This is a genomic window from Desulfopila aestuarii DSM 18488, assembly GCF_900143695.1.
GTDB lineage: Bacteria > Desulfobacterota > Desulfobulbia > Desulfobulbales > Desulfocapsaceae > Desulfopila > Desulfopila aestuarii.
This window is the reverse complement of sequence record NZ_FRFE01000034.1, coordinates 22,677-34,964: the sequence shown is the minus strand read 5'-3', so window position 1 is coordinate 34,964 and position 12,288 is coordinate 22,677. Positions and strand designations below refer to the sequence as shown.

Below are 12,288 nucleotides of genomic sequence, written 5' to 3'. Positions count from 1 at the left end.
GCTAATTCTCGTCAGGCTTCGGGGCGAGTTCGAATTGAGGAGCAAGGGTATTATCAATCTTTACCTCCTGGCCATTGCGGAGCTTGAAAGCCCCAGTGCTTACCACGCTCTCTGTGGTCTTTATCCCTGAGAGAACTACAACAAAATCGCCTCGCTTTTCTCCAAGACGAACAAACTGCTGGCGTACAACCTTTCCAGCAACTGAACCCTTATCATCCTTCTTGTCTTCGATAACAAAAACCGAGTCACTGTACGGCGCATAGAGTACGGCAGTGGCCGGGATTGTCACTACTTCCTTCTTAGCAGGCAGGACCACAGCGACATTGACATACATACCTGCGCGCACTTTTTCATCAGGGTTAGCAAGAGTCGCCTGTACACGAACATTGCGTGTTGCGGTATCCACTTCCGGGCTGATAGCGGTAATGGTACAGGTAAGTACCTGATCTGGAAGAGCATCAAAGGTTACCCGGACCAGGAGGCCGGTGCTGATCTTGGACAGTAGCTGCTGGGGCAGGAGAAAGTTGACATAGATAGGATCCATCGACTGAAGGCTGACGATAGCCTGGCCGTCATTTATAACCTGACCAAGATTTATCTGACGAATTCCCAGTCGGCCGGAAAAGGGGGCGCGGATGGTTTTCTTGGCAATAACGGCGCGAATATTGTCGGCCTGGGCCAGGGCCTGGGTCAGCTGGGCTTTGGCGCTGTCGATATCAGACTGGGGAATAACATTTTTCGCTAAGAGCTTTTGAGATCGTTTGAAATCGATACGGGCGAGATCGGCCACTGACTCGGCTGAACGGAGCTGAGCCTCTTCAACGGAAATGTCCTGCTGGACCAACAGGTCCCCAACTGTGACCCAGGCCCCGGATTCAAAAGCGATATCGACAACCTTACCTGTAACCTCGGCAGTTATAGTGACACCCTGCACCGCCTCCAGAGAACCAACCGCGGTGAGCAATGTCTCCCAGGACCTGGCGGTAACTGAAGCGGCGGTCACTATTTCCGGCGGGGCCACAAACGTTTTCCCCTGATCGATCATTGCCCGGATCTGTAGGGCCTTGATGCCAGCTAAAGTGCCAACGAGTACTACGAGACCCAGAATGGTCAGGAAAATCGCTTTTTTCATGACATCGATTCCCTCGAAAATCAAACTTTTCAGATATTTATCAAAATCAGGTCAAGGCAATAACACCTAAGATAATGGCGAGCAGGGTGAAGTCAATTCAACCGGCTGTTTTACTCATTTAGATTGTCGAAAAACCAGCCTGATTCAGCCGATTGTCCGAAGTTGATCGTCAGTTAATTTCTTAAATTCCTATGAACTCTAGCAACAAACAACCAGCAAGCCACGAAGAGGAACAGATACTCCGTACTTGTATCTTTCTACAACTTCATCATCAACACGAGTCTGCCTTCACTCAACAATCCCTGCAACGGTTCTGTCATAAGAAAGATCTTCAAACGCCCTCAAGCCATCCAGTGGAATATTGTCGACAAAGAGACTGTCGATGAGATCATTTTCTGAACCATAAACCCTCGGAACCGGATCATGCTGGAACAAATGGCCAGAGGAGGCATGCGGGTCGGCGAAGTTCTTAATCTCTGACACCGTCAGAGATCCAGGAGCGAAGCTTGCCCATCCAGAACCCTAGAAGTGGTCGAACAGGTGAGGTGGTTTATGATTCACGGAAAAAATTGGTAAGGTTAACCGACTACACAAAAGCCAAGGATATCGACAACAGTGACCGGATCTTTCCTATTTCCTATGTCGACGCCTGGTCGATGGTGAGAAAAGCAGGCACACTGGTTAATATGGAACTTCGTCCACATGATCTCCGCCCTCATCCAGCGACTTATGTTTCCGTTTCCAGATCTGGCACTCGCATTGAGATCGTCAGCAAAGTCATTCTGCGGCATGCGAACCTTCAACCACCCACCGGTATCTTGGGAAGGTAAATGACACGGAAACCATTCGATGAATCTAGAAACTTTATTGATAGGCGTGCATCAACGGGTGAGGGCCGTTCCTCGCCCGTTTGGAGCAACATAACAGTAGAAAGATTAAACGACGGTTTTTTAAAAGCCGGCATAGATTTTATGTTTTTAAATGGTTTAAGTACATGTGTACGACATTGAAAAAGAAGTCTCCTTTGTTATTACTTATTACTTTTCTTCAGCACCCCTTCTCTCAAGGAAAGAACGTTTTTGGGATAATTGCCGATAGAGAAAAATAAACCTGAAGAACAAAAGATTTTGTTAAAAATCAGGTTATGAAAAGACCGACGGCAGGGCTACGGGTGGAGTGCTGCAATACGTGCAATTCCAATTTTCTCTATTTTTTTTTCACAGATCATGTGGTAAATGATCCCTTACTGTAGGCTTCTCGATGATTTGTTCCCGACTAGGAACATACCGATGTTCGCTGCAGAATGCTGAGTTCCGTCTGGGTGGACGGGAGCGGGGAAACCAATTTGTAGGGGCGTATCGCCGGAATACCGGCGTAGGGCAAACTCTTCGGCCCGAGCCCGTCAGCTAACCTCGTAAGCACCGAAGGGAAAGCACTCTCCAGTGTAGAGGCTTTCCATAGTCTTGCTCTGGAGACGCACCATGTCCACCGCCCGCCAGTCCCTTGGGAATGGCACCCCGAATGCCCCAATTCCATCCGTCTCACCCTCTTCACCGGCGAATACACTCGCCACGCCAGGCCTTGCCCTTGCTGCACTGGGAATAATTTACGGAGATATCGGCACTAGCCCCCTGTATACCATCAAAGAATGCTTTTCCGGCAAGCATGGGATGGAGGCAACTCCGGCCAACGTCACCGGAATCATGTCCATGGTCTTCTGGTCGCTGATTTTTGTGGTGAGCATCAAATATGTGATCTTTGTCTTGCGCGCAGACAATAGAGGTGAAGGCGGCACCTTCTCCCTTCTCGCCACTCTCCGAGGCAAGATGAGAAGCAGCAGACGACGATGGGCCATCCTCACCATCCTGACCGCCTCGGGGGCCTCGCTGCTCTATGGCGACGGGGTTATCACCCCTGCCATCTCGGTTCTGTCGGCGATTGAGGGCCTGAACATGGCCACCGATGCTGCAGCACCCTATGTGGTGCCGATCACCTGTCTGATCCTCATCACCCTGTTTTCGGTCCAGCGATACGGCACCGCTTTTATCGGGAGGCTGTTCGGACCTGTGATGATCGTCTGGTTCTCAACGATCGGCATGCTTGGCCTCAGGGCCATTCTCCGGCAGCCGGATATTTTGGCCGCCCTGAATCCACTCTACGCCTATGAATTTTTCGCGATAAATCATGGCCATGGCATAGTTGCGCTGGCCTCGGTGGTTCTCTGTATCACCGGTTGCGAGGCCCTCTATGCCGATATGGGTCATTTCGGCCCCTTTCCCATTCGTCTCACCTGGTATGGCGTTGTTCTCCCGGGACTGGTACTGAATTACTTCGGCCAGTGTGCCCTGCTGCTGCACGACCCGGGCATGGCCAACGTCAATCCTTTCTATGCGCTGGCGCCTAAAGCACTGCTGTATCCACTGGTCGGTCTGGCCACCATCTCGACGATTATCGCCTCCCAGGCCATGATTTCCGGTGTCTACTCGCTCACCCAGCAGGCTATTCAGCTCGGTTTCGCCCCTCGCATGCGTATCGTCCACACCTCCGAACATGCCAGGGGCCAGATATATATGCCGACCGTCAACTGGCTGGTGATGCTCGCCACCCTGACTCTGGTGCTGGCGTTTCAAGAATCCAGCAGACTTGCCGCTGCCTACGGTTTTGCCGTAACCGGCACGATGACCATTACCTCCCTGCTCTATTTTCAAATAACTCGCTATAAATGGAACTGGCCTCTCTGGCAGAGCAGTCTTCTGCTGGCGGTATTCCTGTTTTTCGACAGCGCCTTTCTCGGGGCAAATATCCTGAAAGTGGCCGACGGGGGCTGGATCACCATCTGCATCGCCACCATTATCGCCACCGGCATGATCACCTGGCGAGATGGCAGAGCCCTGCTGGCAAAGCATTACAGCCTGATGCGAATGCCGACAGAGGTTTTCCTCAAGGATCTGGCAGAGTACAGCCCTCAGCGTACTACCGGCACTGCTGTTTTCATGTCTATATCCCCTGAAGGCATCCCCCACACCTTGCTGCATCACCTGAAACACAATGAAGCACTGCACGAGCGGGTTCTGCTTCTCTCGGTGCTTTCGGCGGAAACTCCCACTGTCAGCCTGGCAGATAGGGTAAATGTCGAGCATCTCGGCCAGGGTTTTTACAGGATAACAGCTCATTATGGTTTCATGGAGACACCAAACATTATGGATGTGCTGGACCAAGTCGACAAGACAGGATTGACAATAGATATCTACACCACGTCTTTTTTTCTTGGCCGGGAAACGACTTTTGCAACAGGCACAGCCCCCATGGCCCAGTGGCGAAAACATCTCTTCATGTTTATGTCCCGCAACGCATGGAACGCCACATCTTTCTTCGGCCTGCCACCTGAACGGGTTGTCGAGCTGGGGAATCAGGTGGAAATCTGATTATTTAATTCCTGCTTTCCGGTGAATTTTCTATACTTTATAAGGCAAAAAGGTTAATAATCATCTAGCATGAGCTGCGTTCAGCATGAGAATCTTCCTGCCAAACCCTGGACGAATGCAGGCAGATCTACCCACTCACCGGCACCGATATCGTCGAAATAAAGAAACAATCGGAGCCGGTGCTGAGCAGTTGGAAAAATTGGATTGGTCCTGATTACCTTGCCCCGTTACTGGCAACATGTGTTAACTACGAGCTGAACCATGTATATATCCGCACCGGGCCGAAGCAATGGCAGCCCGGTGCAAGCCAGCACCACTTTTGACGGCAGGTGCTGGCCGACAACACCCAGCATTCGTGAACTGCAGCATTTCGGCTGAACGACGAACGGAGTGGAGTTGTCACACTTTTCGAGGTTGGTGAGGAAACTCACCAACCTTTTTTTGTCGACGCAGTTCCCCCTGCTGCGAAAGATCCCTTATAGGTTGGTTGGTCGCATCTCTGATTTCTCCCTAACAATGGTACATGAACTATGTTGAAAAAGACGTTCAAGTCGATCGACCGGATCTTTTTGGTCGTGGAGGAATGGTCGCTTTTTTCCGCGACCTGCGTTGCCCTGTTGACCGCCATGGTTAACGTCATCCTGCGTAAGACCACCAATGAGTACAGCCTCTACTGGTCTGACGAGGTGGTGCGCAAGGTCATCTACTTTTCCACCTATATCGGCTGCGTCGCCGCTATCCGGAGCCGCTCACTGATCCGCATCGACGCTCTGCCGCAGATGTTTCCGGTATTGCAGAAACCGCTCTCCCAGCTTGCCCACCTTGCGGTACTGCTATTTGCCGCCTGCATGGTATATGTGGGCGGGCAGATGACGATCATGATGTATCAGGATCAATACGCCCTAACCCCGACACTACAGATCCCTGAATGGTGCTTTTATGCGGTCCTGCCTCTGATGGGGTTGATGATGTTCTTTCGTACCTTGATCACCATGTATGAAGAATGGACTGGCAACAACGATATAACAGGAGGGAAATAAAAATGGATACCTCGTACGTTATGATTCTCGCTCTGTTGCTTGGCTGTCTTGCCTCAACCATGCCGGTGTTCATTGCCCTTTTTTTCACCGGTACGGTCGGCCTCATCTACGGGATCGGCATCGATCCCCAGATCGTCATCGAAGTGCTGTACCGCTCCATAGACAAGTTTGCCTTGGTGGTGGTGATGTTTTTCGTGCTTTGCGGCAACATCATGACCACCGGCTCGATCGTTAAAAAGCTTATAAATACTGCCAATATCATGGTGGGTTTCCTGCCAGGCGGCCTGGCCATGGCCGGCGTTCTGGCCTGCGGTTTTTTTGGTGCTATCTCCGGTTCCACCGTGGCCACCGTGGTTGCGATCGGCGGCTTCATGATCCCGGCCCTGATTGAAAATAAGTATGACGAGAAATTCTCGGTGGGCCTGATGACCACCGCCCCTATCCTCGGCATTATCATCCCGCCTTCCATATCGATGATCCTCTATGCGATGGTCACCAATGACCAGTTGGAGGCCCTGTTTCTCACCGGCTTCATCCCCGGCATCATGATCATGGCTGCGATGAGCGTTTACGCCTATTATTTCTGCCGGAAGATGGGAATGGCCAGACGCCCGATACCCACACGGGCTGAGGTTCTGCATGTGGTCAAGGACAGTGCTTGGGCCCTGTTTCTGCCAATACTTATTTTCGGAGGCATCTATTCCGGGCTGTTCACGGCAAACGAAGCTTCGGTTGTAGCCTGTTTTTATGCCTTTTTTGTTGAGATCTGCATTCATAAGGACATGAATCTGCGGGACGTCAAGAAGGTGGTCGTCTCCTCGGCGGTCACCTCGTCCACCCTGCTGGCCATTGTCGCAGGCGCCTCAGTTTTAGGAGAGTACCTTACCTTTGAGCAAATCCCCAGCAAGATCGCTTCGGTGGTAGTAGAGAATATCAGCTCACCCTGGGTCTTTCTGCTGGCGGTGAATATCCTGATGCTGATCATCGGCATGTTCATGGACATCATCTCCGCGACCCTGATTCTGACCCCGATATTTCTGCCGCTGCTGGCAAAATTTGGGGTAGACACCATGCATTTCGGTCTGCTGATGACCATAAATCTCGGTATCGGCTACTGCACACCGCCACTCGGGGTGAGCCTCTATATCTCCGGCGCGGTAGTGGACCGCAACCTCATCTATGTGACAAAAGCCGTCATGCCGTTTTTGGCTATCCAGACCGCGATCCTGCTGATCCTCACCTACTGGCCGGATCTGGTATTGATGCTGCCACGGATGGTCTATGGCAATTGAGAGCTGGCGCGAAGAATTTGAACAAGCCCCTAAGTGCGAAAGCTGCTGTTCCATTGTTTTGGTAGTCAATGGTTCCTTTTTGTGCAGGGCTGAAGCGGTCAGTCCAGTTTCGAACCTTCAATGGTATGTTCGAATTTTTAAGCTGAGAAATGAGGTTTCGAGTAGGGGAGGGTTTCTAGGGAGCAATCCCTAGAAACCCTCCAATCCCAGTGTAAGACAAAAACGGTCTGTAATTGGGTAACATCATGTATGAACGGGGAAATAGGACCAGATACAGTTATGCCCCTTAGGGTCGTTTAGGCAGTATCTCTTGCAACAATGGATCAAAGTTGGGAATCCAGAGGTTTATTCTGGCAGTTTTAAACTATTCTGCTTTTGGTAGATACCGCTACTTCCAGGTAATCAAAATCGCTGGGTAAATGAACAACTCGAGTAGGGTGGAGGTGACGACACCGCCAATCATCGGCGCGGCGATGCGTTTCATCACGTCGGAGCCGGCGCCGGTGCTGAACATGATCGGAATGAGACCTGCGAGAATGACGCTGACGGTCACTATTTTGGGGCGAATCCGTTTGACTGCCCCGAACATGATGGCTTCCCGGAGGTCTGCGATCGAGCGCAGCCTACCTTCCCGCCGCCATTTCTCATAGGCCATATCGAGGAGCATTGCCACTCCCGTTTCGGCGTCAAGCCCGGCCAGAGCGATGATCCCCACCCATACCGCGATGCTGAGATTGTAGCCGAGCAGATGCAGCAACCAGAAGGAGCCGACCAGCGAGAACGGTACGGCAACAGCACGATCAGCGTCTTTGTCACCGACTGGGTGTTAAGATAGATGAGCACGAAGATGATGAGCAGGGTTAAGGGGATCACAAGCTTGAGCCGCTCAGCTGTCCGCACCATGTAATCATATTCGCCGCTCCACTCCAGGTGGTAGCCATGGGGGATTGATGACATGCCTTCCACCTTGGCTTTGGCCTCTTTGACGTAGCCACCGATGTCACGGCCGGAAAAATCGATAAAGACCTAGGAGGCAAGTAGCCCTTCCTCGCTCTTGATCGCCGTTGGTCCCCTCACTATCTGGATGTCAGCCAACTCACCCAGCGGCACCTTGACCAACGGCGGTGGAGGTCTGGATCACCTCGTTGACGCTTTCAACCGTGAGGCCATACCGGGCGATGGCGTCGTGATGCACCGAGAAGTATAGGAAATAGCCGGTGGTGACTCGTTCTGCATAGACGCTTCTGGTGCCGGGAATATCCCTGAGATAGTTTTCAGGTTCCAGGCCGATCCTCTCCACCTCAGCCAGTTCCGGGCCCATGACCTTGATGCCGACCGGGGTGCGGATGCCGGTAGCCAGCATGTCGATTCTGCCCTTGATCGGCATGGTGAAAGAGTTAAAGCGAGTGGCCGAAGGACGGTTTCGGGAGTATCGTTTTATTGGATCAATTTCATAAGTGTCCATGTCCTTCCACTGCGGGTAAGGTAGAAAGATATCATGGCAATCGACGATGTTTTTTGCAGGTTTTTCTGTCTTTCCAACAATACAAACATCATTGGCTTTGATGCTTCAGCTGAACAGACTCTTCTCACCTATTCCTGGCGCGGTAAGGTCTGTGAACTGCGAAATGCTATTGAACGGGCTGTCATTCTCGGAAATGCTGAGCATATACTAGGTATTGATCTGCCGGAGAGCATTGTCCCCTCAATCAGTTCTCCAGGGAGTGGCTATCCCGTCATCCTCTCCACCCTCGAAGAATCTCATATCAGAAAGATTCTCCAGAAAACTTCTTCGATTCAGGAGGCCGCCGACATTCTCGGCATAGACCAGGCCACCCTGTGGCGACGAAGAAAAAGCTACGGAATCTGAGCCAATCCCCATCACACATCATCTTGCAGAATGCAAGATTGCCATAACTTCTACTTTCAAATTTCAATTTAATATTCGATATGCTTTTAATATATTGAGTATTTTCAGTGTGCTAGCAAGTGGCACTCCTTTTGCAATAGCAGCATAATCAATTCCTTCAAGGTGTGGCTGGCTCGAGGTCTGTTGTATGAACCTGAAAAAGAAAATACTGATCGGTTATGGCGTGGCCTTTTCCCTGATGGGGCTCGTGGTGACGTTAGCGATCTTTCATCTTTGGTCACTGGCCAAGACAACGGATGAGATTCTCCGTGACTATTATCAAAGTATCCTGGCAGTTGAGAATATGGTTGATGCCCTTGGCCGGCAAGACAGCGGTATCTTGCTCATGCTTATGGGGGACGTTGACAAAGGCATTGCCCAGTACAGTGAAAATGAGACGCTTTTCCTTGAATGGCTTGGTCGCTCGAAGGATAGCATCGCCGTTCAGGGGGAGTCAGAAGTTGTTCACGATATTGAGGTCAATTATAGCGAATATAGAAGCATATTCTCAGAGTTATCGAATGGGATCAGAATCAATCGAGATGTGCTTCCACTCACTCTGAAGACCTATAAGGAATCCATCCTGCCGGTATACAGCAAAGTAAAGGCCACCTGCCTGGAACTGCGGACCATGAATGAAGAGACCATGTATTCCGTCAGTGAAAACGAGAGGGAAATTGCCAAGTGGGCGATATGGTCTACCGTAATTGTTGCCTCGCTCGCTTCGATTATCGCCTTCTTTTTCAGTCTGTTTTTTGCCGAAAGACTCGTCCTGCCTCTGCGGCGTTTTGTTGAGGCCGCCAAAAAGATTTCAGCTGGAGAATTTTCTGTTCAGCTTTCCGTCGAAACACGGGATGAGTTGGGAGAACTCGCCGGTGAATTCAACCAGATGACTGCTCAGCTCCGTCGCTACCATCTGATGAACGTCGACCGGATTGTGGCGGAGAGAAACAAGGCAGATGCGATTCTGGCCAGTATTGAAGACGGTCTGGTCGTATTCGACACGCAGCGGAAGGTGACAGGTATTAATCCGGCCGGTCGGCGAATCCTCAATGTGGGATCAGCTGACCCCGAGTCCATGTACTGTGAACAAATACTACCTGTACGTAATGTCTGTGAAATAGTAACGCAAACCATACAGGAAGGGAGTCAACCTGAGATCTCGGATGACCGTCGGATTATTACATTGCCATGCGGAAATGAAACCCGCCATTTCCTTTTCTCTGCCACCGCTATAGGCAGGAGAGACCATAATATTACCGGTGTTGTGCTACTTCTCAAGGATATTACTCAGTTGAGGGAATTGGAACGATTGAAGAGCGAATTCGTCATGGCGGCATCACATGAATTACGAACCCCGCTCACCAGTATCAGCATGAGTATTGATCTGCTCCTGGAGCATGCTTCGCAGTTTTTGCCTGAGAAAGAAATGGATCTTCTTCAGGCAGCCCATGATGAAGTCCATCGCATGAAGATTATGGTTCATGATCTCCTGGATCTCTCCAAAATCGAGACAGGAAGAATAGAGCTGGAATTTGAATATGTTCCGGTCGCCACACTGTTTGAGCATGCCCGGGGTATTTTCAAAGGACAGGTCAGCATGAAAGAGGTCAGCCTGACCGTGGATAATGTCGAAAATCTGCCTCTCGTCCAAGCCGATACCAATAAAATTGTCTGGGTCCTCTCCAATCTTGTTTCCAATGCGCTGCGGTATGTCGAAGAAGGTGGCCATATCAGGCTCTCGGCAGAAAGGGTCAGTAATCATATCCATATCTCAGTACAGGATGATGGGACGGGAATTCCCCCTGAATACCAGACCAGAATTTTTCAGAAATTTGTCCGGGTTAATACGCAGGAAATCGGCAGGACAGGTCTCGGGCTGGCCATCTGCAAAGAGATTGTTCGGGCCCATGGCGGGACAATCTGGGTTGAGTCTGATCAGGGAAAAGGCAGCGTCTTTACCTTCACGGTACCTGTTGCTGAGCGGGGAGAGAGGCGGCGGACGACCATTTGAAGATTAAGGGGATGTACTGGTCTGAGACAAAAAAGTGTGCTCTGTTTTAACAAGTAATTTTAAATATATAGGCACCTGTAAAACAAAAAAGGAGAAATCATGTTAATTACCCTGGTAGTAATCTTCGTTCTCGCCTATGCCTGCATTGCCCTTGAGCACCCTATAGGGGTAAATAAATCGGCTTCGGCGCTTATGGGCGCTGGTTTATTATGGACAATCTATGCCCTCATGAGTGGCGATCATCATCTGGTTTCTGAAAACCTGACAGAATCCGTAGCGGCTACGGCCCAAATCGTCTTCTTTCTGATGGGTGCGATGACGATTGTTGAGGTAGTCGATGCCCATAACGGTTTCAGGGTCATCACCTCACGCATCAAGACAAAAAAACTGACTTCCCTCCTCTGGCTGGTTGGTTTCGTCAGTTTCTTTCTCAGTTCCATCCTCGATAATCTAACCACCACCATTGTCATGATTTCACTGATGAAGAAGTTGCTGGATCGCCATGAAGACCGCCTGTTTTTTGCCGGCATCATCGTTATTGCCGCCAATGCCGGGGGAGCCTGGACGCCGATCGGCGACGTCACGACCACCATGCTTTGGATCGGCGGTCAGATCACGACCCTTAGTATTATGAAGGGGGTTTTCCTGCCTTCGCTGGCCTGCCTTATTGTCCCGCTGACTCTTTTAACCTTTGTCTTGCGTGGGAAAGAGGTCATCAGCCCTAAAGCGATTAATAATGGAAATGATATCAAGACGACTCTCTTTGAACAGAATCTGATGTTTGTCTTGGGCCTCAGCTGTCTGGTGGCTGTGCCGATTTTCAAGTCCATCACCCATCTTCCTCCTTTCATGGGGATCCTCTTTGGTCTCGGCATCCTCTGGTTTGTCGGTGAAAAGCTGCATCGCAAAAAAACGGACGAGTTTAAAGAACACTTGACCCTGGTCGCTGCTCTTAAACGCATCGATATGAGCTGTATCGTCTTCTTCATCGGTATCCTACTTGCTGTTGCTACCCTGGAACACACCCACATCCTTAGCTCACTCGCCCAGTGGCTCGAAAAGACGGTAGGCCGTCAGGATATCATCGTCACCCTGATCGGTCTGGCCAGTGCTGTGGTTGATAACGTACCCCTGGTTGCCGCTTCCATGGGTATGTATGATTTGGCCACCTACCCGACTGACAGTTTTCTCTGGGAGTTCATGGCCTACTGCGCCGGTACCGGCGGCTCAATCCTGATTATCGGTTCGGCCGCAGGTGTGGCCGCTATGGGTCTCGAAAAAATCCACTTCTTCTGGTACGCGAGACGAATCGGTGGGCTTGCCGCACTTGGCTATTTCGCCGGAATCGCGGTCTATATAATTCAGTTCAAACTGATGCACGGATGATTGGCAAGACAAACCTGAGGAGCCCCTTCCGTGATACATGGAGTGAAAACATGATATGGCTCGTGGGGAGGCTTTAAAAGATAATTCAAA

General features: G+C 50.7%; 10 protein-coding genes, 1 pseudogene and 1 riboswitch. Of the genes and pseudogenes, 7 read left to right on the top strand and 4 right to left on the bottom strand.

The genetic code is table 11. The annotated features are described in order from the left end of the window. Window position 1: 1 nt before the first annotated feature. A complete protein-coding gene (locus BUF15_RS22210) occupies window positions 2-1,132 on the bottom strand; it encodes an efflux RND transporter periplasmic adaptor subunit (RefSeq protein ID WP_073615910.1) in 1,131 nt (376 codons plus the stop codon). A gap of 288 nt (window positions 1,133-1,420) precedes the next feature. Continuing rightward, a complete protein-coding gene (locus BUF15_RS27560) occupies window positions 1,421-1,615 on the bottom strand; it encodes a hypothetical protein (protein ID WP_084554375.1) in 195 nt (64 codons plus the stop codon). A 23-nt stretch (window positions 1,616-1,638) separates the two neighbouring features. On the opposite strand from BUF15_RS27560, the gene BUF15_RS27555 reads away from it, so the two are divergent. The 4 genes from BUF15_RS27555 to BUF15_RS22190 all read left to right on the top strand — a co-directional run bounded on the left by BUF15_RS27555 (window position 1,639) and on the right by BUF15_RS22190 (window position 6,889). Next, on the top strand, window positions 1,639-1,962 hold the full coding sequence (locus BUF15_RS27555; RefSeq protein WP_084554373.1) for a hypothetical protein: 324 nt from the start codon (window positions 1,639-1,641) through the stop codon (window positions 1,960-1,962). 464 nt (window positions 1,963-2,426) lie between these two features. Continuing rightward, window positions 2,427-2,568: riboswitch (cyclic di-AMP (ydaO/yuaA leader) on the top strand. A 45-nt stretch (window positions 2,569-2,613) separates the two neighbouring features. Then, entirely contained in the window at window positions 2,614-4,557 is a 1,944-nt protein-coding gene (locus BUF15_RS22200; protein WP_200802453.1) for a potassium transporter Kup, read from the top strand. A 530-nt stretch (window positions 4,558-5,087) separates the two neighbouring features. Further along, entirely contained in the window at window positions 5,088-5,597 is a 510-nt protein-coding gene (locus tag BUF15_RS22195) for a TRAP transporter small permease (RefSeq protein WP_073615909.1), read from the top strand. A gap of 2 nt (window positions 5,598-5,599) precedes the next feature. Beyond that, complete coding sequence (locus BUF15_RS22190; protein WP_073615908.1) at window positions 5,600-6,889, top strand: TRAP transporter large permease; 1,290 nt, start codon at window positions 5,600-5,602, stop codon at window positions 6,887-6,889. A 388-nt stretch (window positions 6,890-7,277) separates the two neighbouring features. Here BUF15_RS22190 and BUF15_RS27885 read toward each other — a convergent pair. Both BUF15_RS27885 and BUF15_RS27540 read right to left on the bottom strand, forming a co-directional pair. Further along, window positions 7,278-7,846, bottom strand: a pseudogene (locus BUF15_RS27885) (efflux RND transporter permease subunit). A gap of 139 nt (window positions 7,847-7,985) precedes the next feature. Beyond that, window positions 7,986-8,354, bottom strand: a complete 369-nt coding sequence (locus BUF15_RS27540; RefSeq protein ID WP_073615906.1) for an efflux RND transporter permease subunit — start codon at window positions 8,352-8,354, stop codon at window positions 7,986-7,988. Between the two features lie 33 nt (window positions 8,355-8,387). On the opposite strand from BUF15_RS27540, the gene BUF15_RS22170 reads away from it, so the two are divergent. The 3 genes from BUF15_RS22170 to nhaD all read left to right on the top strand — a co-directional run bounded on the left by BUF15_RS22170 (window position 8,388) and on the right by nhaD (window position 12,198). Continuing rightward, a complete protein-coding gene (locus tag BUF15_RS22170; RefSeq protein WP_073615905.1) occupies window positions 8,388-8,759 on the top strand; it encodes an AAA-type ATPase lid domain-containing protein in 372 nt (123 codons plus the stop codon). A gap of 187 nt (window positions 8,760-8,946) precedes the next feature. Continuing rightward, a complete protein-coding gene (locus tag BUF15_RS22165; protein ID WP_073615904.1) occupies window positions 8,947-10,812 on the top strand; it encodes a sensor histidine kinase in 1,866 nt (621 codons plus the stop codon). 99 nt (window positions 10,813-10,911) lie between these two features. Beyond that, window positions 10,912-12,198, top strand: a complete 1,287-nt coding sequence (gene nhaD, locus BUF15_RS22160; protein WP_073615903.1) for a sodium:proton antiporter NhaD — start codon at window positions 10,912-10,914, stop codon at window positions 12,196-12,198. Window positions 12,199-12,288: the final 90 nt, after the last annotated feature.